At 68.7% G+C, this 26,729-nt stretch carries 22 protein-coding genes; 15 read left to right on the top strand and 7 right to left on the bottom strand.

What is annotated here, in order from left to right:
* Positions 1-456: SDR family NAD(P)-dependent oxidoreductase (locus K8V84_RS07245; RefSeq protein ID WP_304072057.1), on the bottom strand; the 456-nt coding region annotated here is incomplete at its 3' end.
* A 153-nt stretch (positions 457-609) separates the two neighbouring features.
* Here K8V84_RS07245 and K8V84_RS07240 point away from each other — a divergent pair.
* The gene (locus tag K8V84_RS07240) at positions 610-1,587 is read left to right on the top strand and encodes a TIGR03557 family F420-dependent LLM class oxidoreductase (RefSeq protein ID WP_304072055.1); all 978 of its coding nucleotides are present in this window, start codon (positions 610-612) and stop codon (positions 1,585-1,587) included.
* Positions 1,588-1,623: 36 nt separating this feature from the next.
* Here K8V84_RS07240 and K8V84_RS07235 read toward each other — a convergent pair whose 3' ends face one another.
* The gene (locus K8V84_RS07235) at positions 1,624-3,006 is read right to left on the bottom strand and encodes a cytochrome P450 (protein WP_304072052.1); all 1,383 of its coding nucleotides are present in this window, start codon (positions 3,004-3,006) and stop codon (positions 1,624-1,626) included.
* A 447-nt stretch (positions 3,007-3,453) separates the two neighbouring features.
* Here K8V84_RS07235 and K8V84_RS07230 point away from each other — a divergent pair, with 447 nt between their 5' ends.
* The 5 genes from K8V84_RS07230 to K8V84_RS07210 are packed head-to-tail and all read left to right on the top strand — an operon-like array spanning position 3,454 to position 10,901.
* Positions 3,454-4,707, top strand: coding sequence for an SWIM zinc finger family protein (locus tag K8V84_RS07230; protein ID WP_304072058.1), 1,254 nt, complete (start codon positions 3,454-3,456; stop codon positions 4,705-4,707).
* On the top strand, positions 4,704-6,278 hold the full coding sequence (locus tag K8V84_RS07225) for a DUF5691 domain-containing protein (protein WP_304072050.1): 1,575 nt from the start codon (positions 4,704-4,706) through the stop codon (positions 6,276-6,278). Before K8V84_RS07230 ends, K8V84_RS07225 begins: the two co-directional genes overlap by 4 nt.
* The gene (locus K8V84_RS07220) at positions 6,275-7,384 is read left to right on the top strand and encodes an AAA family ATPase (protein ID WP_304072048.1); all 1,110 of its coding nucleotides are present in this window, start codon (positions 6,275-6,277) and stop codon (positions 7,382-7,384) included. The genes K8V84_RS07225 and K8V84_RS07220 overlap by 4 nt, the downstream gene beginning before the upstream one ends.
* Entirely contained in the window at positions 7,384-9,720 is a 2,337-nt protein-coding gene (locus tag K8V84_RS07215; protein ID WP_304072045.1) for a DUF5682 family protein, read from the top strand. The genes K8V84_RS07220 and K8V84_RS07215 overlap by 1 nt, the downstream gene beginning before the upstream one ends.
* Positions 9,717-10,901 carry a VWA domain-containing protein gene (locus K8V84_RS07210; RefSeq protein ID WP_304072043.1) on the top strand — a complete coding sequence of 395 codons (1,185 nt, stop codon included), beginning with the start codon at positions 9,717-9,719 and terminating at the stop codon, positions 10,899-10,901. The genes K8V84_RS07215 and K8V84_RS07210 overlap by 4 nt, the downstream gene beginning before the upstream one ends.
* 216 nt (positions 10,902-11,117) lie before the next feature.
* Here the strand turns inward: K8V84_RS07210 and K8V84_RS07205 are convergent, their stop codons facing one another.
* The gene (locus K8V84_RS07205) at positions 11,118-12,530 is read right to left on the bottom strand and encodes a hypothetical protein (protein ID WP_304072040.1); all 1,413 of its coding nucleotides are present in this window, start codon (positions 12,528-12,530) and stop codon (positions 11,118-11,120) included.
* 556 nt (positions 12,531-13,086) lie between these two features.
* Here K8V84_RS07205 and K8V84_RS07200 point away from each other — a divergent pair.
* Positions 13,087-13,788, top strand: a complete 702-nt coding sequence (locus K8V84_RS07200) for a Crp/Fnr family transcriptional regulator (RefSeq protein WP_304072037.1) — start codon at positions 13,087-13,089, stop codon at positions 13,786-13,788.
* A 6-nt stretch (positions 13,789-13,794) separates the two neighbouring features.
* Here K8V84_RS07200 and K8V84_RS07195 read toward each other — a convergent pair whose 3' ends face one another.
* Positions 13,795-14,256, bottom strand: coding sequence for a hypothetical protein (locus K8V84_RS07195; protein WP_304072034.1), 462 nt, complete (start codon positions 14,254-14,256; stop codon positions 13,795-13,797).
* A 198-nt stretch (positions 14,257-14,454) separates the two neighbouring features.
* On the opposite strand from K8V84_RS07195, the gene K8V84_RS07190 reads away from it, so the two are divergent.
* From K8V84_RS07190 to K8V84_RS07155, 8 genes are all read left to right on the top strand, one after another.
* On the top strand, positions 14,455-15,216 hold the full coding sequence (locus K8V84_RS07190) for a hypothetical protein (protein ID WP_304072033.1): 762 nt from the start codon (positions 14,455-14,457) through the stop codon (positions 15,214-15,216).
* 9 nt (positions 15,217-15,225) lie between these two features.
* Positions 15,226-17,652, top strand: a complete 2,427-nt coding sequence (locus tag K8V84_RS07185; RefSeq protein ID WP_304072030.1) for a hypothetical protein — start codon at positions 15,226-15,228, stop codon at positions 17,650-17,652.
* Positions 17,649-18,923: a hypothetical protein gene (locus tag K8V84_RS07180; protein WP_304072028.1), complete on the top strand. Its 1,275-nt coding sequence runs from the start codon at positions 17,649-17,651 to the stop codon at positions 18,921-18,923. Before K8V84_RS07185 ends, K8V84_RS07180 begins: the two co-directional genes overlap by 4 nt.
* A gap of 103 nt (positions 18,924-19,026) precedes the next feature.
* On the top strand, positions 19,027-20,271 hold the full coding sequence (locus K8V84_RS07175) for a DUF4407 domain-containing protein (RefSeq protein ID WP_304072025.1): 1,245 nt from the start codon (positions 19,027-19,029) through the stop codon (positions 20,269-20,271).
* A 173-nt stretch (positions 20,272-20,444) separates the two neighbouring features.
* A complete protein-coding gene (locus tag K8V84_RS07170) occupies positions 20,445-21,149 on the top strand; it encodes a Crp/Fnr family transcriptional regulator (RefSeq protein ID WP_304072022.1) in 705 nt (234 codons plus the stop codon).
* 249 nt (positions 21,150-21,398) lie between these two features.
* A complete protein-coding gene (locus K8V84_RS07165; protein WP_304072020.1) occupies positions 21,399-22,028 on the top strand; it encodes an O-methyltransferase in 630 nt (209 codons plus the stop codon).
* A 71-nt stretch (positions 22,029-22,099) separates the two neighbouring features.
* Complete coding sequence (locus K8V84_RS07160) at positions 22,100-23,251, top strand: aromatic acid exporter family protein (RefSeq protein ID WP_304072018.1); 1,152 nt, start codon at positions 22,100-22,102, stop codon at positions 23,249-23,251.
* 34 nt (positions 23,252-23,285) lie between these two features.
* Positions 23,286-24,422, top strand: a complete 1,137-nt coding sequence (locus K8V84_RS07155) for a sorbosone dehydrogenase family protein (RefSeq protein ID WP_304072017.1) — start codon at positions 23,286-23,288, stop codon at positions 24,420-24,422.
* 47 nt (positions 24,423-24,469) lie between these two features.
* On the opposite strand, the gene K8V84_RS07150 is transcribed toward K8V84_RS07155, so the two are convergent.
* The 3 genes from K8V84_RS07150 to K8V84_RS07140 all read right to left on the bottom strand — a co-directional run bounded on the left by K8V84_RS07150 (position 24,470) and on the right by K8V84_RS07140 (position 26,668).
* Positions 24,470-25,210, bottom strand: a complete 741-nt coding sequence (locus K8V84_RS07150) for a hypothetical protein (protein ID WP_304072014.1) — start codon at positions 25,208-25,210, stop codon at positions 24,470-24,472.
* 145 nt (positions 25,211-25,355) lie between these two features.
* Positions 25,356-25,925 (bottom strand): hypothetical protein, encoded by a 570-nt coding sequence (locus tag K8V84_RS07145; protein WP_304072012.1) that lies wholly within the window; start codon positions 25,923-25,925, stop codon positions 25,356-25,358.
* A 98-nt stretch (positions 25,926-26,023) separates the two neighbouring features.
* A complete protein-coding gene (locus K8V84_RS07140; protein WP_304072010.1) occupies positions 26,024-26,668 on the bottom strand; it encodes a hypothetical protein in 645 nt (214 codons plus the stop codon).
* Positions 26,669-26,729: the final 61 nt, after the last annotated feature.

Raw genomic sequence — 26,729 nt, 5'->3', positions numbered from 1 at the left:
CCCCATCACGTTGACGTCGAAGGTCCGACGCAGCTGCTCGGTGGTCAGGTCGGTGAAATTCTCGACCGGGGTCTGGGTGGCGGCGTGCTCCACCAGGATGTCGATCCCACCGAGCTCCTCGACGGCCCGGTGCACCAGGTGGCCGCAGTGCGACTCGTCGGCCAGGTCACCTCGGACCCCCACGGCCCTACGACCCTCCGCCTGTACCAGGTCGGCGGTGTTCTGGGCCTCGGCGTCCTCGCTGAGGTAACCGAAGACGGAGTCGGCGCCCTCCTTGGCGAAGGCCACCGTCACGGCGCGCCCGATGCCGGAGTCGCCCCCCGTGATCAGGGCACGGCGGTCACGTAGGAGACCGCGACCCTCGTATCCGCGCATCTCGTCACGTGGCCGGGGATCCATGGGTTCGGTCCGGCCCGGGTACGGCTGGCTCTGAGCGGGCGGTTGTTCGTGGTTCATGGTGTCCTCCCCTCCCATGGGCCGCCCTGCCCGACCGGCGGTCCGGCCACACATGGAGTGAGGAGCGCGGTCCCGGGACGGAGGGGTGTTTTTCCGGTCGGCGGTGTTTCCGTCGCGACCGACCCGGTCAGGGCACTGGACGAGGGGGTTCTCATGCGAGTCGGCTACAAGCTCTTCGCCGAGGGATACGGGCCTCGGGAAATCGTCGAACAGGCGGTGCGCGCCGAACGCGCCGGATTCGACTTCGTCGAGATCAGCGATCACTTCCACCCGTGGTTGTTCAGCCACGGACACTCCGGGTTCGTGTGGTCCATGCTGGCCGCGATCGCCGAGCGGACCGAACGGATCGAGATCGTCACCGGTGTGACCTGCCCGTTCATCAGGGTCCATCCGGCGATCGTCGCGCAGGCGGCCGCGACCACCGCGGTGCTCTCCGATGAGCGTTTCACACTGGGGGTCGGAGCGGGGGAGCGTCTCAACGAACACGTGGTGGGCAAGGGGTGGCCCGACGTCACCACCCGCCACGAGATGCTGCGCGAGTCCATCGAGATCATGCGGCTGTTGTGGTCCGGCGGCTACCACTCCTACAAGGGTGAACACCTGGTGCTGGAGGACGCCCGGGTGTTCGACCTGCCCGAACGGTCACCACGGGTGATCGTGGCCGCGTCGGGGGAGAGGTCGGCACGTCTGGCCGCCCGGTACGGGGACGGACTCTTCGCGACCGAACCCGGAGTGGCGCTCACCGAGACCTACCGAGGTCAGGGCGGCGACGGCCCCTGCTTCGGGGAGGTCCCCTTGGCATGGGCCGCCGACGACGGCACCGCGCTGGAATCGGCCCGTGAGCTGTTCCGCTTCGGGCTCACCGGTTGGAAGGTCCAGTCCGAGCTGCCCAATCCGGTGAACTTCGAGGCGGCGACCGCCCTGATCAGCAGGGAGGCCATGGCGGACGTGTTCGGGTACGGCCCGGATCCGCAACGTCACCTGGAGGTGGTCCGTTCCTTCGTGTCGGCCGGGTTCGACCACTTGGCCCTCATCAACGCGGGGCCCGACCCCGAAGGCTTCTTCGGATTCTTCGAGAACGAACTGGCCGGGCCGATCCGGGACATGACGCGGGCGCCCGTCGGCGTCTGAGCAAAGAGCTCCGCCTGCGCGGGCCCGGCCGCGTGATCACAGCCCGCGCCACCAGCGCAGCAGGCGACCGAGCAGGTCCTCCGGGGGTTCCTCCTCCTCCACCGGGGCCGCCACCTGTTCCATCCGGCGGGTCTGGACGGCAGGCGGTTCACTCGGTCGTCCGGGGGTGAAGGAGACCGGCAGCCGACGCAGCCCGCGCAGGAACGGGGAGTTCACCACGCACAGCTCCTCCGGTGGCACGGCCAGTCGCAGACCACCGAGCCGTTCCTGCAGCACGTTCACCCCGGTGGAGGCCACCAACCGTCCCAGCGAGCGGGCGGGGCAACTGTGCGGTCCGGCCCCGAACACCAGATGGGCGCGGCGCCCGCTGGCCAACCCGGTGTCGGGGTCGGGGTGGCCGACCCGCACGTTCGGGTCGCGGTGCGCGGCGTCGATGCCGATGAAGAGGGCGTCACCGGAGCGAATGCGCGCGCTGCCGATCCGCATGTCCTGCAGGGCGATCCGCCCGGCCAGGACCTGGAAGGGCGTGTCCGTCCACATGACGTGGTCCAGGAGATCGTGGGTGGACAGACGCGCGTCGGTGTGGGCCTCATGGATGCGCTCGTCGGTGAGCAGCGTGCGCATGGTGTTGCCGATGAGGTGGGTGGTGGGCATGTGGCCGGCGCTGATGATGAGGGCGGCCGTGTAGGCGACCTCGCTCGGGCTGAGCCCCGACCGGTGCTCGAGCATCCGGGTGACGAGGTCGGGACCCGGATGCTCGGTCTTGCGGGCGACCAGCCCGGCGAAGTACTGCTGCATGCGCTCGACCGCCTCCTCGGCGCGGGCCGCGTCCTCACCGAACACGGTCGTGGTCAGGTCCCCGAGCATGTGTCCGTAACCGTCGGCCAGACCGAAGAGCCGGTTGATGACCAGGACCGGCAGGATGGCGGCGAACTCCTCGATCAGGTCGGCCTCGCCGCGGATGACGAAGGAGTCGACCAGCTCGTCCGCGATGCCGCGCACGGTCCCGGCCATGGAGGACATGTCGATCCCGCCGACGCCGTCCATGATCGGAGCGCGCAGGCGGTGGTGCTCCTCACCGTCGGCGAAGAGCGCGCTGGGCAGCCAGGACATCATGGGCAGGGTACGGGCGAGGTCGACCCGGCCCTCGATCACCTCCCGCCAGCGACGGGTGTCCCGGGAGAACAGGTGCGGTTGCTGGAGCACGGTGAGGTTCTCGTGGTAGTCGAGCAGGATCCAGGCCTTGGCCCCCGGTTCCAGCTCCACCGGCGCGATGGGTCCGTGCCGTTCGCGGAGCCTGCGCCACAGGTCGTCGCGTCCACCGGGCGGAGTCGTTCCGTACAAAGGTGTGGCTTCGGCCGAATGTCCTTGGGCGAGGGCGGATATCCCGCGTTCTCCATCGGGTCGGGTCGTGGTCATCAGGGTGTACGGGCGACCGGGAATGAGGGTTCACGGTCCCCCTTCCCTCCCTTCGAGAAGTCGTGACACTGCCGTGGTGATGGGGAGGGGAGAGATACGGGAAAACGGGGGACCGGTGGTCGGGGATGGGCCACCGCGGTCGTCGCATTCTAGGTTCGGCTTCGGCGTCCTCACAACAGCGTCGTATTCCTTTGTGGCTTTCGGTGACAGAAAGGGCAATAGGTATTCGCCTCGGCGTTTCCAGTGATTTCGTCCCGCTCGTCCCTTCTTTCGAGGAGGGGCGGGGGACGCTCCGGGAGACGGCCATCGGGGGCGGACCGAAGTTGTCCCGAACCCCCTGGAATGTCACTGGTGCTCACTAATGTTTCCTGTGTGAGCGATCGATGGAGTACCGACGAAGTCTGGGCGTTGGCACCGGACGCCTCATCCCACAAGGCCGCTCTCAAGGTGGCCAAGGTCGGGTCCTGGCCCGCGAGCGGCGTGATCGCCGCCGAGGGCGGAGCGACCTCAGCGGTCTGGGGTGAGTGCAAGGGCAGCGGGTCCAAGCCGTACCTGGCCGCTGCGCACCTGGACGGGGACAAGGGCCCTGCCTACAAGTGCAGTTGTCCCAGCCGAAAGATCCCCTGCAAGCACGTCCTCGCGCTGCTGGCCCTGTGGAGCCAGGGCTCGGTGGAACCGGCCGAGGAACGGCCCGAGTGGGTCGCCAAGTGGCTCTCCGGGCGGCAGGCCCGGGCCGCGCGCGCCACCGGCGGCTCCGTCTCCGCGCCCGTCGATCCGCAAAAGGCCGCCGCCACCCTCAAGGCCAGGGAGGACGCGGTCGCCGTAGGTCTGGAAGAGCTACGGGTCTGGTTGCACGACCAGGTCGACGCCGGTCTGGCCGAGGTGCCGCGCCTGGGCTACGACCACTGGGACCGTATGGCCAAACGCCTGGTGGACGCCAAGGCCTCCGGAGCGGCGTCCTTGGTCGCCCAACTGCCACAACGGGGCGGTGGCGACCACTGGCCGGATCGACTCCTGGAACGTCTGGGCATGCTCCACCTGCTGGTCGACGGCTACCTCGCCAGGGAACAGGTGGACGAACGCACCCGCGCGGTGCTGCGCGCGCGGGTGGGCATCAGCACCCGTTCCGAGGAGGTCCTCACCTCCGGTGAGCGGGTCCGCGACACCTGGCGGGTCTTGGGCCACAACGACGGACTCACCCCCGACGGCATGCGCAGCCGTCGCACCTGGCTGCACGGGGCCGGCAGCGGACGTGTGGCCCTGGTCCTGAGCTACGCGCGAACGGGCCGAACCCCGGAGTCGCCCTTCCGCTCCGGTACCGAGGTCGAGGGCGAACTCGCCTTCCACCCGGACGGACGACGGGCGGTACGGACCGACCGGATGACCGAACGGGCCTGCACCCCACCGGCGGGCGGCGGCATCGACCAGGCCCTGGACTCGCACGCGGCCGCCCTGGCCGACGACCCGTGGCTGGAGGAATGGCCCGTGGTACTGGACCAAGCCGTTGCGGCCCGTGCGGGCAACGGCTGGTACATGGCCGACCGGAACGGTGCCGCGCTCCCGTTGGAGACCGGAACCCTCTGGGAGTTCCTCGCCGCGAGCGGGGGACGGCCCACCACCGTGGCCGCCGAATGGTCGCCCAAGGCCGGACTGGCCCCCATGACGTTGTGGGACGACGAAGGAAGGGCCATCGCCCTGTGAACCAGGAACCCTCGACCCCCGACCACGAGGCCAACGCCTCCGACGGCCATGCGAACACCGGTACGGACTGGGGACGGCTGGTCTCCACCGCTCTGGTCGGAACGGCACGACGCACCGTGCCCGCCTCGTCCGGACCGCCCGAACGTTCCGAGAACGCCGCCGCGCTGCTCGACCTCGCCGTGGTCGAGACGGTCCGCGCCAGGGCGGGGTACACCGCGCACACCGCCACTCCCGTCGACCCGGACCCGTCCGATCCCCTCCCCGAGATCGGCGCGGCCGCGGCCCACCGCCTCGAAGTCATCCTCGCCGACCGTCCCGAGCTTCTGGCCGAGTGGCTCGACCTGCTCGTCCACTCCGGTCGGTGCGTGCCCCCTTCCCGGATCCCCGTCCTGCTCGATCGCGCGGCCCGCGACCGCGGTCTGCGGCCCGCCGTGGCCGCCGCCGTGGGAACGCGCGGTGTCTGGCTGGCCGGCTTCAACAAACCTTGGTCCTTCATCACCGCGGAACCGATGCCCGAAGACACCTTCGACCGAGCCGACTGGGATCGGGGCACCCCGGAGCGACGCCGCCGTGCGCTGTCCGCCCTCCGCGCCCAGGACCCCGCCGCAGGCCGTGACCTGCTCCTGCGAACCTGGCCGAACGAGAGCCGTGGCGAGGTGCGGCGCGACCTCCTGGAGGCCCTCGAGCCCACACTGGAGCCCGAGGACGAACCCCTGCTCGACCAGGCCCTGGACGACGGCAACGCCGGTGTTCGAGGACGTGCGTTGTCCCTGCTGATGGGGCTCACCGATGGCGCGCACGCCCATCGGCTGCGCGGATATCTGCGCAGCCGGCTGCGCGTGGTCCCGGACGCCCCGAACCCCGTACACCTGGAGAACGTCGACCCCGACGACCCGGAACTCCTGCGGGACCTCGCCCTGGTGGCCGCCGAGGCGAAGTCGCGCGTCAAGGACCCACGACCCCACGACGAGCACCGAGAGCGCCACCAGGTCCTCATCACGCACACGCCGCTGGACGTGTGGACCGAACTCCTCGACACCACCCCGGACGGGGTCCTCACCCGGGTCGCCAAGGACGACCTTCTGCGGGAGGCGATCATCGACGCGGTGGGCCTGCGAGGGGACGCCACCTGGGCACGAGCGGTGCTCGACCACCCGACCGTCGGATCGGCCCGAATGGTCGGTGGGTCGGTCCATGATCTACAACGACAGCGGCTCCGACAGCTGCTCGCTCCGCTGCCGGTGGACGAACGGTGCGAACGGATCCGCGCGGTCATCGGTCGGGCCAAGGGCAGGAACACCCTGTGCCAGGTCCTGACGGCCCTCGCCACCCCGTGGACCCGGGAACTGGCGGCGGACGTCGTCGACGTCCTGAGCCGATCGACCGATCGCCGCAGCCCCACGGACACACACGCCCAGCGGCGACTCCGTGTGATCGCCGCCGAGTACATGCCACCCCAACACCTGGACCTGCTTCCGGAGACCTCGCCCAACGAGGAGGAGGCGCACGACCACCTCCGCCTCCGCGACACCCTCCGATTCCGCCTCGACATGCACAAGGAGCTTTCGTGACCACCACCGCACTCAGCACCGATTCCGCGAGCGCGCTGCGCCCCCACGCCGAGCAGACCTACGCCTCGGAGCTCGAGGCTCTGGCCAAGGTCGACGACCGTCAGCGCCCCCCGGGCTGGCGACTGTCCCCGTGGGCCGTCACGCGGTACCTGTTGGGCACCACCCTCGACGACGGCACCGAGATCACCCCGAAGTACATCGGCTCCCGTCGGGTCGTCGAGATCGCGGTGGCGACCCTGGCCACCGACCGTGCCCTGCTCCTCATCGGTGTGCCCGGTACCGCCAAGACCTGGTTGTCCGAGCACCTGGCCGCCGCGATCGCCGGTGACTCCACCCTGCTCGTCCAGGGCACCGCCGGCACCTCGGAGGAGGCCGTCCGATACGGGTGGAACTACGCCCGTCTGCTCGCCGAGGGGCCCTCCGAGGCGGCGCTCGTGCCCAGCCCCATCATGAACGCGATGGCCCGCGGGTCGATCGGCCGCATCGAGGAACTCACCCGCATGCCCTCCGACGTGCAGGACGGCCTCATCACCGTTCTTTCGGAGAAGGCCCTGCCCGTGGCCGAGCTCGGCATCGAGGTCCAGGCCCAGCGCGGTTTCAACATCATCGCCACCGCCAACGACCGCGACCGGGGCGTCAACGACCTGTCCAGCGCGCTGCGCCGCCGGTTCAACACCGTGGTGCTGCCCGTCCCGGACAGCGCAGAGGACGAGGTCCGCATCGTCACCCAGCGGGTGGAGCAGCTCGGCCGCGCGCTCGAACTGCCGGATGTGCCCGCCGGCCTCACCGAGATCCAGCGCGTGGTGACGGTCTTCCGGGAACTGCGTTCGGGTGTCACCGAGGACAACACCACCAAGGTCAAGTCGCCCAGCGGCACCCTCAGCACCGCCGAGGCGATCTCGGTGATCACCAGCGGCATCGCCCTGGCCGCGCACTTCGGCGACGGGGAGCTGCGGCCCTCCGACGTGGCCGCCGGTATCCAGGGGGCCGTCGTGCAGGACCGTGTCGCCGACGGGGTCGTGTGGCGCGAGTACCTGGAGACCGTCGCCCGCGAGCGCGAGGGCTGGAACGACTTCTACCAGGCCTGCCGCGAGGTGGGCGCCTGATGGGACGACCCCGAGTGGACACCTCCAAGGTGAGTGTCCTGGGTGTCCGCCACCACGGCCCGGGTTCGGCCCGGGCCGTGCGGGCCGCCCTGGACGAGCTCAAGCCCGACCTGGTGCTGATCGAAGGGCCGCCCGAGGCCGACTCCATCACCTCCCTGGTCGGTGGGCTCGAACCACCCGTGGCGCTGTTGGTGCATTTGGCCGACACCCCCAAGGCCGGTTCGGTCCGATCGCGCGAGGGCTGGGGGTTCTGGCCGTTCGCGAGCTTCTCCCCGGAGTGGGCCGCCCTGCGCCATGCCCACGACAACGACGTGCCGGTGCGGTTCTGCGACCTGCCCGCGGCCCACACCATCGCCGAACGCATCGCCCGCGCCGAGGCGGGCGAAGAACAGCGGGAGAAGACCGCGGGCGAGGAATCCGCCCCGTCCCCGGAACAGGCGGAGAACCCCGAACCGGCCGAGGCTCCGGAACGGGCGGAGGAACCACGGGTGCGACTGGACCCGTTGGGGGTACTCGCCGAGGCCGCCGGCTACGACGACGCCGAACGCTGGTGGGACGACGTCGTGGAGCAGCGCGCCGAGGGCGAGCCCTCGCCCTTTCCCGCGATCGCCGACGCCATGGCCGCCGTGCGTGCCGAGTCCGGGCCCGAGACGGGGCGGAACGCGCGCCGGGAGGCGTATATGCGCCAGACCCTGCGCGGTGCCCTCGAACAGGGGTACGAGCGGATCGCGGTGGTCTGTGGAGCCTGGCACGCACCGGCCCTGCGCGATCTGGGCGACTACCCGATCAAGGGCGACACCGCCCTGCTCAAGGGGCTGCCCAAGGTGAAGACCACCGCCACCTGGGTGCCCTGGACCCATGGGCGGCTCGCCACAGCCAGTGGCTACGGAGCCGGGGTGACCTCCCCGGGCTGGTACCACCACCTGTTCACCGCCACGGACCGTCCGGTGCACCGGTGGCTCACCGCGGCCGCCCGACTCCTGCGGGAGGAAGGGCAGCAGGTGTCCTCCTCGCACGTGATCGAGGGGGTCCGGCTGGCCGAGAGCCTGGCCGTCCTGCGCGGACGACCGCTCGCCGGACTCGACGAGGTCGCCGAGGCGACCACCGCCGTCCTCTGCGAAGGTGAGCAGACGCGCGCCGCCCTGGTGCACGGGCGGATGGCGATCGGTGAACGGCTCGGTTCCGTGCCACCGGAGACCCCCATGGTGCCGTTGCAGCGTGACCTCATCGCCGCGCAGAAACGGCTCCGCCTCAAGGCCGAGGCGTTCGACCGCGACCTCGATCTGGACCTGCGCAAGGAGGGCCTGCGCGAACGCAGTGTGCTGCTGCACCGGCTCAGGCTCTTGGGCGTCGAATGGGGTGTGCCGCGCACGCCCGACGGTGGTCAACGCGGCACGTTCCGGGAGAGCTGGCGACTGCGCTGGGAACCCGAGATGGACGTGGCGCTGATCGAGGCGGCCCCGTACGGGACCACCGTGGCGTCCGCGGCCACCGCCCGCGTGGTGGAGATCGCGGCCGACGCCGAACTGCCCACCCTCACCGCTCTGACCGAACAGTGTCTGTTCGCCGAACTGGGCGAGGCCCTGCCGGAGGTGCTGGCCCTGCTCACCGACAAGGCCGCCACCGACAGCGACATCACCCACCTGATGTCCGCACTGCCGCCGCTGGCCCGTTCCACCCGGTACGGCGACGTGCGCGGAACCGACAGCGGCCATCTGCGCACGGTCGCCCAGCAGATCCTGGCCCGGGTCCGGGCCGGGTTGGTCCCGGCCGTGCGCGGGCTCGACGACGACGCCGCGGCCCGTTTCGTCAAGGCCCTGGACCGCACCCACAACGCCGCCACCCTGCTCGACGACGACTTGACGGCCTGGCTGGACACCCTCGCCGACCTCGCAGTTCGGGACAACGTGCCCGGCCGGATCGCCGGTCGGGTGAACCGGATCCTGTCCGACACCGGGCGGGTCGACGCCTCCGAGCTTCGCCGCAGGCTCGGCCTGGTGATGTCCCCGGGTACCGAACCCGCCCACGCGGTCGCCTGGTTGGAGGGATTCCTCCAGGGCAGCGGGCTGATCCTGGTCCACGACGAAGAACTGCTCGGCATGATCGACACCTGGCTGCTGGCCCTGCCCGAGGAGCGTTTCACCGCGATCCTGCCCCTTCTCCGTCGCACCTTCGGTGCCTTCGACGCCGCCGAACGTCAGGAGATCGGTTCGGCGGTGACCAGGATCGACGGCGGTGGGGTCACCGACAGCCGTGAACGGCGGCCGATCGACGTGAATCGGGCGGCGCCCGCCGTGGCCGCGGTACTGGGACTACTCGAAAGGAGCGGTGCGTGAACGCCAAGACCGAGGCCCAGACCACCGAACGGGCCCGCCGCTGGCGGCTGGTGCTGGGGCAGGAGTCCGACTGCGCGACCCTGTCCGGCGACGATCAGGCGATGGACTCCGCCCTGGCCGCCCTGTACAACCGCTCCGGCCGTTCCTCCGGCGTTGGTGCAGGCGGATCCGGTGGTCGTGGCGCCGACCTCAGCGGTTCCGCGCCACGAGTGGCCCGCTGGCTGGGCGACATCCGCGAGTACTTCCCCTCCTCCGTCGTCCGGGTGATGCAGGCCGACGCCATGGAACGGCTCGGGCTGCAGCAGATGCTGTTGGAGCCGGAGATGATGGAGACGGTGGAACCCGACGTGCACCTGGTCGGGACGCTGCTCTCCCTCAACAGGGTGATGCCCGCGGAGGCGCGTGAGACCGCCCGCGAGATCGTGCGCAAGGTCGTCGAGGACCTGGAGAAACGGGTCGCGCAGAAGACCCGCTCCGAGATCAAGGGCGCGATCGACCGTTCCACCAAGACCCACCGTCCCCGGCGCGTGGCCGACATCGACTGGAACGCCACCATCCGCCGTAACCTCGCGCACTACCTGCCCGAGCACAACACGGTGATCCCGCAGACCCTCATCGGCCACGGGCGTCGTGGCCAGGGCGTGCAGAAGGACGTCGTGCTGGCCGTCGACCAGAGCGGTTCGATGGCGTCCTCCGTCGTCTACGCCGGCGTCTTCGGTGCCGTGCTGGCGTCCATGAGCACCCTGAAGACGTCTCTGGTCGTGTTCGACACCACCGTCGTGGACCTCACCGAACAGCTCACCGACCCCGTCGAGGTCCTGTTCGGAACCCAGCTCGGCGGCGGCACCAACATCAACAAGGCCATCGCCTACAGCCAGGGGCTGATCGACCGCCCCACCGACTCGATCTTCGTGCTCATCAGCGACCTCTACGAAGGGGGCGTCCGCGCGGAGATGCTCAAGCGGGTCGCGGCGATGAAGGCCGCCGGCGTCCAGGTCGTGGTGCTGCTGGCCCTGTCCGACGAGGGCGCGCCGTTCTACGACCGCCACAACGCCGCCGCCCTGGCCGAACTGGGTGTCCCGGCCTTCGCCTGCACCCCGGACGTGTTCCCAGAGCTGATGGCCGCCGCCATCCAGGACCGGCCCCTGGACGCCTGGGTCGACGAACACCTCGACCGATAGGGAGGAGCGGAGGCCGCGCTCGGCGGCCTCCACCGCGTGCCCTGAGCCGATCCGGACCTGAGAGCGGGATCGCGCCGCCCGGGGGATGGCGGCGCGACCCGACTCGTTCCCGGGTCAGAGTGGTCGGTTCGGCGGTGCCGTGGTGACCGCCACCAGAGTTCTAGCACGTCGAAGACCCCCCGACCGGGAGAACGTGAAGATGGGCGGGGAGCCTCCTCAACCGGCGGACCCCCGATCCGTGGACTCCGGTTCGGGGCAGGCGGAGTTCAGATCGGGCACGGGGGTCAGACTCGCCGAGAAGCGGGGCACCTTGGTGAGGCCGTGCTCGCGGTCCCACAAGAGGTCGACGTCGTTCGCTCCGTCGAAGTACAGCACAGGTCGGTCCGTGGTCGGCGGCGGTCCGATCCGTTGGATCGGATCATCACCCGGTTCCACGCACACGACGGACGGGGTGATCCCCACGTGGCCACGTGGTGCGCCACCCTCCGAGCGGTAGTGCGCGACGTGGTCGGAACCGACCTGGGAGCCCTGCTCCAAAGGCCCCTTCATGGTGGTGAGGAGTACGTACAAGGTGGCGAGTCCGTACAGACAGACCGAGAGGACCACCATCAGCCGTGGAAAGAACGATGCTCCCGGGGTACCGATGTGGAAGTAGCGGAGGAGACCGAAAGCCCCCAGCGAGACGAGGAGGACGACCAGCACCGGCAGAAAGCCGGCCAAGGCGAAGAGCCGGCCCGGACCACTGGTCACCACGTCCCCGGGAGAGATCCCGAACGCCTCCAGGTAGGCGTCCTGGTTGGCGGTGCTCAGGGCGATGGTGAGGGGCGGGACCAGGGCGGTCAGCCCCAAGGGGAGCCAGGTGTTGATCCGACCTTCCGGGATGTGGCGGAACATCTGCCACACCCCGAACCCACAGGGCAGGGCGAGCAGTGAGGCGATGACGACCGGGAACAGGTTCCCCTCCGGTCGCCACGTGGAGACGTACAGTCCGAAGAGCACCACTCCTCCCACGGCCAAGATCATGAGCGTCACGATCGGGAGGAAACGCCGGTCGTCCAGTGGGTCCCTCACCGCCGAACCCCTTCCGTCCCCCGCGGGGGACGTGGCGCCGGGCGGGTCCGGTGGGCCTACAACCATGAGTCCATCGGGTGGTCCGGCCTCGGGGTTGCGGTTCACGAAGTCGTCCAGCATCGACCTCGCCTCGGCGAGCGAGGACGCCTGGATGGTCCCCCGGGAACGCCACGACCTCAGGACACGGACGGGGGCCGCCGCCCATTCCCACCGGGGCATCCGGTCCCGGGGGAGCACCAGGTACCGGCGTGACGAAGACGGAGTGTGCAGTGGTCGGGCCGCGAAGGTCACCAGGACCTTCGTCCCGGACTTGGACAGCGCGTGTTGGAACTCCGCCAGGGCCGCCCGCGTGGCGCCCAGTGCCACACCGGAGACCGCGACACGCACGTCGTACCGGCCCTCGCCCAGGTGTTGTGTCTGCCAGGGGCGCCCACCCACCGTCGCGAGGAAGGCCGACTCGTCCCGAGGTTCGACCTCCACCCCGATACGCACCACGTGGTCGTAGTGCGCGGGAAGTTCGCCCGTCAACGACTCGGGGGCGGGGGATTCGGGTGACACGGAAGTTCCCGGCTCGTGCCGGGATCGCCGTAGCCGCCGGAGGAAACACATACGAACCTCGTCTGCTGGGGGTCGTGGGGAAGCCTACGACGACCGTGTGCCGGCCCTTTCCGTGCCTCCGCCGTGCCGGCTTCGGACCCCCACCGGAAAATCCCTTGGCGAGACGGCCTCGAAAGCGGTTGACTCGTGTCCATGCCGCTCACGGAAGAGCAGACCGCCCTCTGGCGGCGGCCAGACCCTTGTGGTTTCCGATCGCCGCATCAGCGTCCTCGCCGGTGCGGTCCCTCGGCCTGCCCGGCGTCCTACTCACCACGCCGGACGTCACTCGTGAAATCTCCTTCGGGTGGCGGCACTCTCGTGCTCGTCGCGGTGGTGTCGGTCGCCGTGGTCGCCCTGACCCGGAAACCGCGGGAGCGCGAACCGGCCCGACGATGACGGTCCGGGGCCCGGAACCCCGGGCCCCGGCGTGCTCTTTCGGTGAAGGAGGCCACGGAATCAGCGGACACACCTTCCTCGCGGAGACCGAACGGGCATCATGGGTTGCCGGAGGACCGTGATGACACCGAACCGCTGGCCGGCCCATACATTCCTGGACAGGGTGGAGCCCGACACCGCCGCACGTCTACTCGGACTCGTCCCGCCCCGCCGTGTGTCGACGGGCGAGGTACTGATCGGACAGGGCCAGAACAGTGAACAGATCCTGCTGCTGTGCCCGATGGAGCCCGGAGAGTTCGCGTGTGTGAAGGTCACCTCTGTGCTGCGCAACGGCACCGAGGTGATGCTCGGGATCCGGGTCCATGGCGACATCGTCGGGGAGATGGGCATGTTCCGTGGGAGCGGGGCGAGCGCCACGGTGGTCGCATGTACGCCGATGGCCGTCCGCGCCTACACCCATAGGACCTTCCGTGACTTCCTCTCACGGCACCGGGACGCGTGGGAGGCGGTCGGAGCCGTCATGGGGGATCGGCTCGCCACCTCTGACAGGTACCGTGCCGAGTTCGTCGGCTACGAGGTGGACGTCCGACTCGCTCGGGTCCTGGTGGAACTGGCGGGGCGACACGGCCGTACCGTCCCCGAAGGGGTGGACCTGGGGGTGCGTCTGACACAGACGGACCTGGGCAAACTCATCGGTGCGCGCACGGACGCCGTTGGCAACGCCCTGCGTCGGTTCTACAGGGAAGGGGTTCTGTTGCCAGGGTATCGTCGTGTCATCATCGTGGAGATGGACAAACTGCGCGCGGTGTATGAGAGCGCTTGATCCTGGTCAACCGAGTATTATGCCTGACAATCCATTCGCCACGATCAGCGAGAGCAGGAATGCCAGCCACGGGATACAGCGCTGGATGTGCCAGTTCTTGGCGCTGACGATTCCGGAGAGTACTTCCGCCATTCGCCACACCTCGTCGGAGGTCAGTGGGTTTTTCGGTCGAGGTGTCAGGAAACCTCCTATCATCCTTCCTTCGTCCCAGAATCGCATTCTGGGGCGCAGTGCCCTGAACAGGTGATACCCGGAGGCGAGAAAGGCGAACGAGCAGGCCAGGAGCGGTATCAGGGTGGGTAGGAAGTCCGGTGTGGCGGGGGGTTTTCCGTTCACCAGAGCCATCGCGAAGCCGACCTGAGCCACGCACAGGAAGCCGATCTTCGTGTCGGCCTGAGCGACGTTGTTCTGGTAAAACGTCACCACGGCCAGGGCTGATTCGATACCGTCTTCCCCGCGGGTTTCCACGTTTCCTCCTTCTCTGGAAAGTAATTACCTGCGTATTGCACCTCTCCCCGCTCTGGCTGATCCCGGACTGCTCCGTGTTCCGCCCTGTGCGGCTCCTCACGCGGAAGCGTATGCGAATCTCTGACTGATCAGGGATTCGGGCATGCGTCGCGGTCCACACTGTCAGCATCCCAATTCCATGTCGGAAGTAGTGAGGAAATGCCCCAGACCCCCGAGTTCGGACGGCGTGTCATCGTCACCTGCGATGCCAAGGGATACGGCGGCTCCGACGAGCTGACCCAACATCAGTTCCAGGAGGCCATTCCCGCTCTCCTGGGCATCGCCGCCGTGAACAGCGGTCTCGACCGCAAGGAGTGGCACATCGCCCCTGGAGGCGACGGTGAGATGGCGGTTCTCCCGGCCACCGCGCAAGAGACCCATCTTCTGGACCGGTACGTGCCCGAGGTCGAGTACGCCCTACGCCGCCACAATCACAATCGGACGGAGGCCGGGCGCCTACGGCTTCGCATGGTCGTTCATCACGGTTCCGCCGTCCACTCCGCGTCCGGTTACTCCGGAAACGGTATCGTCACCGCCGCCCGGGTCGTGGACAGCGACGCCCTGCGTGCCGTTCTTGAGGGCTCCGGTGCCGACCTCGTCGTGGCGGTCACCGCTCCGGTCCATCAGGACGTGGTGTCCCAAGGACACACGCGCCTGCGCCCCGAGGACTTCGTGCTCACCACCGTTCGCAACAAGGAGTACGAGGAACCGGTGTGGGTGCACGTTCCCGGTCAGCGCCCGGTCTCCGGACAGGTCCACGCCGACGACCGCGGTGACGGCGCCACGCGTACTACGGCCCCGGTCCCCGCCGCACCGGAACGTTCTGCTCCCGGACGGGGACATCGTGAGTCCTCCGCGGTCACCAATGTCGTACACGGCGACGTCGACGCTTCGAACGCCACCTTCGGTGTGCGCTACTAGGAGGCGTGAGTGAGCCACCACCCCGACGACGCACAGGGACAGGACGTCGACGCGTCCACGGAATCCAAGAGAGACCACGGTCCGGAGAAGCCGGCCGAAGACTCACCACACCAACCGGATCCACCGTCTCCGGGGCCGTACGAGGTACCGTCCTTCGACGCGCACACGGAAACCGCGTCCGACCGCTCTGAAGAGAGGCTGGAGCGCAGCCGGGTCACCAATGTCTTCTACGGCATGGTCAACGCCCAGAACGGTGTCTTCGGCACCGCCGACACGGAGGAACGAACTCCGAACGGAGGGCGGACCTCGGTCACCGGGCCCCTCAGAGGCCACGAGGTCCAGGCCGTCACAGACACATTCGCCGCCCCTGAGCGATTCGGTGAGGCTTTCGAGCTCCTGGAGGAGCAGCAGGTCCTCGTCCTCGCCGGTGGGCCCGGATCCGGTAAGCGAACAGGCGCCATCCGTCTGCTGTCACTGGTCGAGTGCGACAAGATCACCGTGCTCTCGCCCAGCCAGACGTTGGATTCGCTGTCCGGGCACGAGCTCAGGCCCGGCAGGGGTTACATCGTCTTGGACTGGTTCGGAGCGGATCGCCGATCCTCCCCGGCCGAGCGCCAGTACTTGTGGTCGATCCTCATCCGGCACGTTCAGGACTCGAGAGCACATCTGATCCTGACCTGTGACCCGGGTTCGTTCCTCGGCTCCGCCGCGCCCGTCTTCACCTGGACGCGTCCTTCCGTCGGCGAGGTGGTCCGCCGACACCTGGATCAGGAGTGTGAGCGGTTGGGGACGGGGTCCCCCGACGATTTCGCCGAGGCCGTGGAAACGGTGGTGAATCTGCTGCCCGGGGACGGCCCGGTCGCCGATCTGGTCGCCGTCGCTCAGGGGATGGCGAAGGGTGATCCTCCGGGTGAGGCAGTCGAGAGGGTTCTTCGCTCCTCTTCCCACGACCGTGTCGAGGAGTGGTTCGAGTCCGATCCCGATTCGCTCGAGATCGCCGAGGCCACGGCGCTGAGCCTGCTCCCCGACATCCGGGAACGGGACTACGAAATCCTTGCCCATCGCCTGAACGCTCGCCTGAAGAGGGCCTTTTCCCACGAGGAGGACGAGCCGGAGAAGGACGGAGTCGCACGCCCCGATCGGCTCCCCATGCATCGGAGGCGTCGTAGTAACGCGGAACATCACCTCTTCCGTGTCGAATACCGGGATGACGGTTGGATGGTCCGCCGGTTTCCGTGCTTCACGGAGGCCGGGGACGGCCCCGAGGTTCTGCGGCAGGTGTGGGAACGCTACGACGTGACCTTCTGGGACGCCGTCCAGGACTGGATCGGGTCCGCGATCGGTCACCGCGTCAGGCGAGTGCACCTCGCAAAGGGTTTGGCGGCCCTGGCGGTTTTCGCCTTCGACGAGGTGCACGACCTTTACCTGGACCGGTGGTCACGGCAGTCGGACGTTCCTGGACGTGAGGCCTGTGTGTTCGCGCTGTGGTTCATGTGCATGGAGTCGGCCCACGGACTCACGCCCACGGTCCTGCGCACCGTCGACCGCTGGCTGTTTCAGGGGAGCGAGCACCAGAGGGAGACCGCGATCCAGGTGTGGAGCGGCGAACTGGGCGTCAGTTACCCGATCGAGGCGGCCAATCGGTTGTTGGGGTTGGTCCTGGACCCCGAGGAGAGTCAGCGGGTCGAAGCCGCCTTCGCGGTGGGAGCGCTCTTCGGCAGTCTCCTCGACCGGGGGGCCGGCGGCCGGTCCCTGGTGCGTTTCGTCGGCGATGAGATGGCCCACGCGCATCGTTTCAGCCCTCGTCGCAAGGAGCGGGAACCTCTGCTGCTCGCAGCGTTCTCCCTGCTCACGGTTCCGACGAGCGAATCTCTCGCGCCGGACACGGCCGAATCCGATGACACGCCGCAGGACCTGCCGGGGGACGCGGACCCCGGCAGGAACGAGCAACGAGGGTCGAAGCGAACGGATGACCACGGCGCCGGCCACGGAGATCCCCCGAACCCCGAGGCCATGGGGGCGCGAAACGACGAGGAGACCGACGCGGAACCGGCGGTGGCCCGCCACATCATGCTCGCTCCCGATCAGATCTCCGAGGTGGCCGCCCTGTGGGCGGAGACCATTCGTGACCGTCGGACACGCCGTCCTGCGATCGACTCGTTGCTGGCTGCGCTTCGCGCGCTCCAGCGCAACGGAAACGATGCCCAGAGGAACGCCCGCAACCTGCTCGTCGAGCTGTCCCGACGGATCCCGGAGGAGGAGTATCCCGGTTTCCTGGCCAGTGTCGCCAGCATCGCGCGACGGCGAGAGGACACGGACTCCTTCACCGACGCCGTCCTCGATGTCCTCAGTGGGATCTTCGGCGCGGATGGAGCCTCCGCCGGTACGCAAGACGCTTTTGTTTCCCCCTTGACCGAGAAGGTGACAACCACATGAAGTCGCCCGGATACCCCGTCGTGGAACAACGGGTCCTCAAGCGACCAGGCCGCCAAGGATTTCTAGGGCTGGGTGGTCGTCGCCGGGATCCGGCGGAAGTGCCCCAGGCCGCCGCCCACCAGACCCTCGTCTATCGCAGCGGTGGCGCCTTCCACGTCGACAACGGAGGTATACCCCTCGACGACAACCGTGTGGTCGAAGCCGACCACGTGAGTCTCATCGACGTCAGCCACGACGTCACCGTCGTCGTCACTCTGACGATCCCGTCCATGGAGGACGATGACTTCGAGGTCCGAACGACCTTCTCCTGCACGGTTCTGGACGCGGTCACGGTGGTCACCCAGGGCAGGGGGGACGCACACCGTTTCCTGAGCGGATACATGCGGCGCTATGACAAGTTGCCGCAGGTCGCACAGCACCTGAGGTTGGAGGACATCAACGAGGTCCGTGAGCTGGTGTGGAGCCACGTCAAGGCCTTCATCGACTTGTCCCCGCCCGAGGTACGGGGGATGCGGATCGAGTACGTCGGAACCGAGGTGCTCACACCGCACAGTCTGCGCCAGGTGCGCGGGACCTGGCGTACCACCCGTCACGAACAGGAGGTGGAGGTCGCACGTACCGACCACGACCACCTCATGAAGGAGAAGGTCACCGAGCACACGCACAGGATCATGGCCGGCCTCAGCGAGGCCGTCCAAAAGGACACCATCAACGCGGTGATGTTGGCACTGGCTGAAGGAAGTATCGATTCCACCGAGGTCGCCCACCGCATCACCGTCGAACGAGAACGTGCTCTCGCCCACGAAGCGGAGAAGGAGACCGCTGAGAGGGAGGAGAGGATGCTTCGGGAGGAACGGGAGCGCGCCGACGCACTGCGCCGTGAGGAACAGCGCAGGGACGATGCGCTGCGTCGCGAGTCATGGGATCGCGAGGACGATCGGGAGAAACTTCGGATCCGTGCCGGGCTGGCCCAAGCCGCGTTCAAGGAGCAGTACGTCGACGGTTCCATGACCACGGCCGAGGCGGTGGGGTTCGTCCACCCCGATCTCCTGCCCTTCCATGAGGCGCCGGCGGACGGCAGGGGGAGGAAGCTCGGAGCACAGCGAGCCGTCGACGGTGAACTGGAGGCGGGCTCCGGTGCCGAGGCGACCGACGGGGACGAGACGGAGCCTCCCGCGAGCACCGGGTCGGAGGCCGGGAGGGCGGCACCCGCGGATCGGGGTAATCGCCGTTACGCCCAGGGACTGAGCGAGGACGACCATGACGGCTAGTACGCTCACTCGCCTCACGGAACGGGATCGGGGCCCGACGCGGAACGGTGGTGACCGACACGAGCCTGCGGAGCGCACCTTTCGAGAACGCTTCGGTCTCCTGTTGCGCCGCCTGACCGGAGTGGACGAGGAGCTCCTTTCCCTCATCCCGGAGGAACGCCCTCGCTACACCCTTCAAGGTCTGGTGGTACTGGCGACATCCTCCATGGCCGGAATCGCGGTTTTCGTCGCCCTCCAGAGGTTCACTCCCACGCCGTGGCCGTTCCTGATCCTGGCGTCCCTGTTCTGGGCGGGGCTCATCCTGGTCTTCGACTGCTGGATGCTCTCGACCATGCACGGAGTGAAGAAGGGCGGCCGCCTTCGAGGTTTCACCGGCCGGATCCTGCTCGCCCTGCTGGTGAGCCTGGTCGTCGCCGAACCACTGCTGCTCTACGTTTTCCGTCCCTCCATCGAACAACAGGTCAAGGTCGATCGGGAACAGGAGTCGGCCTGGTTCCGGTCCGCGTTGGAGCGCTGCAATCCCGTTTCCGGGGAACAGAGTACGGACCCCGACTGTACGGAGGAGTTCCTGCTGACCGTCGGAGGCAGCACGCTCACCGCGGATCAGACGGCGCTGACCGCGACCACCGACGAGCGCGGCCGGGTGCAGGAGCGTGTGGACACGCTCCAGGAACAGCTGGAGGAGAAACAGGAACTCGCTCGGATGGAGTGCAACGGCTCCTCCGGTGACGGGCTCACCGGTCGGTCCGGTGAGGGCGTCAACTGTCAACGGTTGCGTTCTGAGGCCGACGAGTTCGCGGAGAACAGCCGGCTCGACGACCATCAGGCGGACCTGCTGGAACTGAACGCCGAGGTGGAGACCCTCACGTCGGCGGCGGGGAGTTCCACCGCCGACTTCGCCACCGGGCGAGCCGAACTGATCGAGGAGAAGGTGGCGGATCGGGCCGCCCAAGAGGGGGAGCACGGGGTCATCGAGGAGATGGAGGCCCTGGGGACCCTGTCCAAGGGCAGCATCTACGTGATGCTCGGTGTCGTCCTCCTGCGGATGCTGCTGGCCGCGGTGGACCTGTTCCCGGTTCTCACGAAGCTGTTCGGAGGCCATAGCAAATACGACGAGTTGTACACCGAACAGATCGATCTCCATCGGGAGCGCCACGACCAGGCCATTCGTGTGCGGCGTAAGGAACTTCAGGTGGAGACGGAGCGGGACATCGGGAGGCTGGAGGTCCGTCAGCAGGCCGACCGCAACGAGAGCGAACAGCGCATACGAGCCGACAAGGTCAGGCAACGGGCCGACTTCGAGGGTGAGATCGCCCTTCAAGCCCAGAAATATCGTCAGCGGAACTAGGTGACCGGGGACCGAGGGGCCCGGGAGAGACGTGGGGCGGTGGGCCTGGACGGAGGCTCACCGCCCCACACCCCTCTCGCGACGAAGGTCACGAATCTTCTCGGTTTCCGTGCTGATTCGCGCGATCGGGTGGTCTCCTGGGCATGATGAAGGGGGAGCGAGGGGGAGGACGCATGACCGATTGGCCGATGGGCACCTTCATGTCCAGGATCGGGGTCTTCGCCGCCGAACGGCTCCTGTCACTGGCGCCGGCCCGCCACCTGCCGGCCAACCAGGTCCTCATCTCCCAAGGTGACGAGGACGAGCAGATCATGCTCCTCGGACCGCCCTCGGAAGGACGGAACGGGGACGCGGCCTGCGTGAAGGTCACCTCGGTCATGCGTAACGGTACGGAGGCGATGCTCGGCATCCGGGTGCGCGGAGACCTCGTCGGCGAACTCAGCATGTTCCGCGGCACCCCTCCGATCGCCACGGTCACCTCGTGTTCCCCGCTGTCGGTCCGGACCTTCCCCCACCCGGTGTTCGAGGCCTTCCTGGAGGAACATCCCGAGGCCTGGCGCGCGCTGATCACGATGATGGCCGAACGGTTGGAGTGGGCCGACCGCCACCGTGCCGAGTTCGTCGGTTACGAAGTGGAGGCGCGCCTGGCCCGGGTGCTCATCGAACTGGCCGACCGCCATGGAACCCCGACCCCGAACGGGGTCGACCTGGGGGTCCGCCTCTCCCACACCGACCTCGGCAAGCTCATCGGCGCGCGCACCGACGCGGTCGGCAACGCCATCCGCCGCTTCCGGTCCGAGGGACTGCTGGTGTCCGGCTACCGCAACGTCGTCATCGTGGACATGGACCGGTTGAACGGGATCTACGAGAACGCGTGAGGGATTGCCGACTGATCGGTGGTCCGGTGGTCCCGAAAAAGACAGAATGGCGTTCGGGCATCAGGCCCCGACCCTCGCTCCACCCGGCGCCCAGTCCTCCGGCGCCCCCTCCCAGGTGGAGAAGAGCGGTCCCGGCCGCCGGAGTGGTGAGGACGGAACCATTCCGGCGGTCACCTCTCCCACCTCCTGGATCGACGCGGCACCCGGGCTTAGCCTGGGGTCCCGGCCGCACCGATCAGGGAGTGTCCTGTGACAGCGACGCAGCAACGTCCACTCACCCTGGACGCCATCGAGACCGACGCCGAAAGCCTCGGTTTCAGCATCTCCTGTGAAGAAGCGGTCGGACAGCTCCTGCGGGCCCTGGCGGCCTCCAAACCCGGTGGTCGCCTCCTCGAACTCGGCACCGGGACGGGCGCGGGTACCGCGTGGCTGCTCGCCGGAATGGACGAACACGCCCGGTTGGACACCCTCGACAACGATCCCGAGCGCTTGGGCGTGGCCCGCCGACACCACACCCTGGACCCTCGTGTGACCATCTTCGAGGCCGACGGCGGTGAGTGGCTGGGAGACCGCGCCACCGACGACGGCCCCGGGTACGACATGGTCTTCGCCAACACTCGCCCGGGGAAGTTCACCCACCTGGACGAGGCCCTGTCCCTGGTGGACCCGGGTGGTTTCTACGTGGTGGACGACCTGGCCCGGCAGCCACGGCAGACCTCCCTGCCCGAGGACCACTGCCTGGCGGTGGAAGCCCTCATCAAGGACCTGGAGACCCGGGCGGGGTGGGAACGGCTACCGTTGCTCGGCTGGTCCTGTGGGGTCCTCGTCATGGTCCGACACCGACCCGATCCCCCGGGCCCGTCCCTGAATCGCCCTTGACAGGGGTTCGCTCCCACCCTCCCTCGGGTAATAGTGGCCACCGTACGGGCGGTGACCATGGGGGGAGCGAAATGGCTCAGGGTCGTTGGGATCGACTGAAGCGCGGGATCGACCGGGCCTACCGCAGACGGGGTTTCGAGCGTGAGACCGCCGTCCTCATCCTCAAGTGCGCGATCGCGGCGACCCTCGCCTACGTGGTGGGCCGACTGCTGGGAGGATCCACCCAGATCGGTTTCGCCCCCTTCACCGCGCTCCTGGTCGTCCGACCCAGCGTGTACGGGTCGGTGCTCCAGTCCGGTCGCTACGTGGCGGCGGTGTTCGCCGGCGCCCTGATGGCCGGGGGCAGCGGACTCACCCTCGGCCCCACCGTATGGGTGTTCGCGCTGGTCGTCCTGGTGGCCCTCATCATCGGGCAGGCGAGGTTCTTCGGTGAACAGGGAACGCAGGTCTCCGTGGTGGCGGCCTTCGCCCTGGCCGGTGGCACCGCCACCAAGGTCCCGGACCTGGGGTCCCTCCTGCTGATGGTGTGCGTGGGCGCCGGCTGTGCCCTGTTGACCAACCTCGTCCTGGCTCCGGCGGTCCGCTTCCGTGACGCAGAGAACGCCGTCCTGGACTTCTCCGACAGTCTGCGTTCCCTGACCGGTGAGATCGCCGAGGGGCTGCGACGGGGCAAGGACGGTCTGGACATGGACCACTGGGGTCAGGCGGCGGACGGGCTCGACGGGACGGTCGACAACGCCCTGGAGTCGATCCACCGCCAGGAGGACCGGTTGCGGTTCAACCCACGGCGGTTCCTGGTGCGTGAGAGGACATCGACGGAACAGTTGGACATCTATCGAGACTGGATCCAGGCCATGAGCCGATCCTCACAGCACGTGCAGTCCCTGATCCGCACGCTCCGCACCACCACACGTTCGGGCTCCCGGTTCACCGCGCCCGACGACGCCTTCCTGAGGGAGCTCGCCCCGTTGTTGGAACGGGCCTCGGAGATCTTCCGTGCCGTACACGAGAAGGAGGAACCCGCGCGCAGTGTCGTCTCCGACGACCTGTCGGAGATGGTCGACGACGTCCTGAGCAGGTTGGACGGGATGCGTGAACGTGGACGTCGGGAGTGGGACGACGAGCGTTGGCCGGTGTACAGCGCGCTGCTCACCGACGTCGAGCGTCTTCTGGAGGAGATCGCCCAGGGATACGAGAACATCGAGCGGTCCGACGATCGGTGAGCGTACCCGCGCACTCAGTGGGCAGGGTTGCGACATGGATCGCATATCCACGCCCATCGGATCCCGAAGAACGACGACCAACACCATCGCCCTCCTGAGCACCGTCCTGCTCGTCACCTCCTGTTCCAACGGGGATGCCCGGAACATGAGCGACCAGGAGGGCGAGGCGACGGGCTCGAACGGGGCCGGAGCCCGCGACCTCGGTGAACCCCGGGACCTGGCCACGGACCTGGACGTTCCCTGGGGTATCGACTTCCTCCCCGACGGTTCGGCGCTCGTGGCCCAGCGGGACTCCGCGGTCGTGGCCCACCTGACCCCGGACGGCGACGTGAGCGAGGCCGGAACCATCGACGGGGTGGCGCACGGCGGCGAGGGCGGGCTCCTGGGGCTCGCGATCGATCCGGAGTTCCCCGACGAGCCCTACGCCTACGTGTACTACACGACCTCCTCGGACAACCGCGTGGCCCGGGCCCCCTACGACGAGGAGTCCGGGAATCTGGGCGAGGCCGAGGTGATCCTGGACGGCATCCCCGCCGCGGACACCCACAACGGCGGCCGGATCGCCTTCGGTCCCGACGGCCACCTGTACGTGGCCACCGGTGACGCCCAGGAGACCGACAACGCCCAGGACACGGACTCGCTCGGCGGCAAGATCCTGCGGATGACGACCGCCGGTGAGCCGGCCCCGGGCAACCCCTTCGACAACCACGTCCACAGCTACGGTCACCGCAACGTGCAGGGTCTGGCCTGGGACGACGAGGAGAACCTGTACGCCACCGAGTTCGGCCAGGACGCCCTGGACGAGGTCAACCTGATCGAGCCGGGCGACAACTACGGTTGGCCGATCGTCGAGGGGCCCGGCGGGGGAGACGAGTTCACGGACCCCCTGCTCACCTGGGAACCGGCCGAGGCCTCACCGAGCGGCGCGGCCATCGCGGGCGACTCCCTGTGGGTGGCCTCCCTGCGCGGCGCGCGACTCTGGGAGATCCCACTGACGGGTGGGGGCGAGATCGGTGAACCGGAGGCCCACCTCGTCGACGAGTTCGGCCGACTGCGCACCGTACTGGCCCACCCCGACGGCGACGCGTTGTGGTTGACCAGCAGCAACCTGGACGCCTGGGGTTCGCCCTCCGACGGTGACGACCGTGTCATGAACGTCCCCCTGGAGTGACCGGAGGCCTTCCTCCAAGGGCACGTCATGACCAGGATCCGACCAGGTCAGCCGATCAGTCCTCGCGGGATGACCTCCTCGGTGAGGACACGGCGGATCTCCTCTTCCTCACCGAGGTGCCCGGGGTGTTCGGCTTTCTCCCGCAGCCGACCGCGCACGGCCGCGACCACCTCGTCGCTGAGCAGTGTCCGCGCCACCGGACCCGCGTCGGCGGCCTCGCGCCAACGGCGCAGCGCGTCCAACCGACCGTGCTCCACCGCGTAGCGGGTCATGTGGAACAGACCGTCGACGTTGCGGTCGTAGGCGTCCTGGTCCAGTAGGTCGATGTCGACGACCGGGATCGGCCGGTGTCCGTCACCGTCGGGGCGCAGGTGGTAGACGCGCCACACCCGCCCGTTGGTCAGGTAGATCCACTCGGCGCCCTCGTCGGCGGCCAACCGTCGTGACACGCGGATGTTGCGCAGGTCCAGGTCCTGGCCGATCCGCCGCACCTCGACCGGGGCGAAGAGCGAACCCTCCAGCATGATCGCGTAGTCGATGGAGTCACCACCGGTGCGGTACTCGGTGGTCATGTCCCGGTACTTGCTGAAGTTCAGTCCGACGTCGAAGAAGTCGGCGACCAACAGCCTGGTGTCACCGTCGTTGGCGTCGCGTTCGGCGAGCTCGGTGAGAGGCCCGGTGAACCGGTCGACGGCGGCGGCCACGCGCCCTCGGACCGCGGTTTCCCAACCGTGTGAGGTGGTGAACTCGGCGGTCCTGCTCATGACCTGGGTCTCGTCAGCGTCCATGCCGTCCGTTTCCGTGTCTGGGGCGAGCCCGTCACACGGCGTTCTCCGGAGGGGCGGGGGCACGTGGACGGGGGAGAATCCGCCACAGATGGTACCGCCCGGCGGGCCGGCGACCGAAGGTCGAGGCCCTGCCGGGCAGGGGATTTCAGGCCTCGTCGCCGGCGAGGTGTCGGACGAAGGAGCGGTAGTCGCGCAGGGCCAACCGCAGGGCCTCGGTGTCGACGCCCTCGGCTTCGTCCCAGGCGGCGCGCAGTGCCGTGCGACGTTCCTCCAGGGCCGCGACCACGGCTTCGGCGACCTCGGCCGCCAGAGCGTCCGCCTCGACCACGGAGGAGCGCGGATCGTCCACGAAGCCGATCTGCACCTCCTTCCAACGGTCCTGGATTCCGGAGCTCGCCAACCCTCGGGGGCGGAGTCGCCAGGGTTTCCCGTCCCGGTTCGAGGGCCGGCCCGGGGACGGGGGCCTCTCCGGCGTGGAACGCGGTGTGGACGTGGTTTCGGTGCCGGGTGAAGGACGCTTCTGTGCCGCCGGGACACGCTTACGCCGTGTCGCGCCGCTCTTGGGCTCGCGTTTGGGCAGGGGCTCCGGGTCCTTCACCTGGGCCTCGACCTCGGTGGTCGAGGGGTCGACGTGCTCCGGTGCGGGGATCCACGGGCCCTCGTCGGCGGAAGTGGAGTCCTTCGGGGTGTCGGCCGGTTCCTTCGGTTTCTCCATCGCTGGTGCCTCCTGACCCGGGCGTGGAATCCTCGTGTGGTGTGCGCGCAGGGTCCAACGGGCTCCGCGCCCGGACCCTTCAAAGAGATCCGAACCGCTCACCGGCCCTCCTCCGTGGCGTTCTCGACGGGCGACTCGCCCGCGGGCGCGGGTTCTTCACGTGGTGGGAGCCTGCCGAGCAGTGAGTCGGTGAGACCGCGGTAGGCCACGAGCGCTTCGCGCAGACTCTCGGTCTGTTCCCGGTCGGCCTCGGCGAGGTGGCCGGCCGCGTGGGCGTGGCGGAAGTCGGCGACGGCGGTCGGGTGGTCCACGGACAGGGCCTTGGCCAGGCGTTCGAACCCGTCGTCGTCGGTGGTGACGGTCGGGACGTCGGGGTAGCCCATGTCCCGCATGATGGTCTCGACCAGGCCGCGGGCGTCGTGCACGGCGCGGACCGGGTCGTCCACGAACCCCTGCTGTACGGAGGCCCATGTGTCGGCGTGGGCCCTGCGTTCCTCGTCGGTGGGTTCGCGGAGATCGACGCCCTCACGGCGGTCGAGCCGTTCGGCGAGGTCCTGTTCGGCGACGGCGGTGTCACCGTGGACCTCGACGGTGTGGTCGTACTCGGTGCCGAAGCGCTGTTTGAGCCGGGCGGTGCGCCGGGCCGGAAGGATCGAGGACCGCGCGGCGAACGCGATTCCTCCGGCGAGGACGACCGCGACCACGACAACTATCGCGATGATGACAATGGTTTGGGTCTCCACGGGGGGTACCTCCTGTGCGGCTCCTGCCCTTGAGCGCGACCACGAAACTCCGCCCGAACGG

Source organism: Nocardiopsis listeri, assembly GCF_020741345.1.
GTDB classification, from domain to species: Bacteria; Actinomycetota; Actinomycetes; order Streptosporangiales; family Streptosporangiaceae; genus Nocardiopsis; species Nocardiopsis listeri_A.
The sequence above is the reverse complement of the archived record's forward strand: the minus strand, read 5'-3'. Positions and strand labels throughout refer to the sequence as shown.

Bases quoted from the DNA above. Each gene is read 5' to 3' on its own strand.
- K8V84_RS07240 (WP_304072055.1), top strand. From the start codon at position 610: ATGCGAGTCGGCTACAAGCTCTTCGCCGAGGGATACGGGCCTCGGGAA.
- K8V84_RS07235 (WP_304072052.1), bottom strand. From the start codon at position 3,006: ATGACCACGACCCGACCCGATGGAGAACGCGGGATATCCGCCCTCGCC.
- K8V84_RS07215 (WP_304072045.1), top strand. From the start codon at position 7,384: ATGGGACGACCCCGAGTGGACACCTCCAAGGTGAGTGTCCTGGGTGTC.
- K8V84_RS07200 (WP_304072037.1), top strand. From the start codon at position 13,087: ATGACACCGAACCGCTGGCCGGCCCATACATTCCTGGACAGGGTGGAG.
- K8V84_RS07190 (WP_304072033.1), top strand. From the start codon at position 14,455: ATGCCCCAGACCCCCGAGTTCGGACGGCGTGTCATCGTCACCTGCGAT.
- K8V84_RS07180 (WP_304072028.1), top strand. From the start codon at position 17,649: ATGAAGTCGCCCGGATACCCCGTCGTGGAACAACGGGTCCTCAAGCGA.
- K8V84_RS07170 (WP_304072022.1), top strand. From the start codon at position 20,445: ATGACCGATTGGCCGATGGGCACCTTCATGTCCAGGATCGGGGTCTTC.
- K8V84_RS07160 (WP_304072018.1), top strand. From the start codon at position 22,100: ATGGCTCAGGGTCGTTGGGATCGACTGAAGCGCGGGATCGACCGGGCC.
- K8V84_RS07155 (WP_304072017.1), top strand. From the start codon at position 23,286: ATGGATCGCATATCCACGCCCATCGGATCCCGAAGAACGACGACCAAC.
- K8V84_RS07150 (WP_304072014.1), bottom strand. From the start codon at position 25,210: ATGGACGCTGACGAGACCCAGGTCATGAGCAGGACCGCCGAGTTCACC.
- K8V84_RS07145 (WP_304072012.1), bottom strand. From the start codon at position 25,925: ATGGAGAAACCGAAGGAACCGGCCGACACCCCGAAGGACTCCACTTCC.